At 37.4% G+C, this 243-nt stretch carries 1 protein-coding gene and 1 pseudogene; both read left to right on the plus strand.

All coding sequences use genetic code 11. The annotated features are described in order from the left end of the window. Window positions 1-90: pseudogene (gene gerPD / locus SB658_RS26840) on the plus strand (spore germination protein GerPD); the annotation flags it as partial. A gap of 15 nt (window positions 91-105) precedes the next feature. Beyond that, window positions 106-243: spore germination protein GerPE (locus tag SB658_RS26845; RefSeq protein WP_410603544.1), on the plus strand; the 138-nt coding region annotated here is incomplete at its 3' end.

A 243-nucleotide genomic window follows, 5' to 3' on the forward strand; every position in this document is an offset into this window, starting at 1 on the left:
CTATCTTCTATTCTTGATACACCATTTGAAACTGTTACAGAGGGTCCATTTGTACCATTAGTCACAGATGTCCCTCCTACTCCAGGTTAAGGAGACTGAGAAACTATGTTACATCATGTGTCTGTTGTCCAAAATGTTTCTATTATTTCTTTAGGGATTAGTGCTGTATTTCAAGTTGGAGATGCCAATCAAATGGAATTAAAAAGTAGAGCTCTTGCCGTCCATAGGGAAATTCCTTGTTAT

Source organism: Bacillus sp. SIMBA_008 (assembly GCF_046535495.1).
In the GTDB taxonomy this organism is placed as follows: domain Bacteria; phylum Bacillota; class Bacilli; order Bacillales; family Bacillaceae; genus Bacillus; species Bacillus subtilis.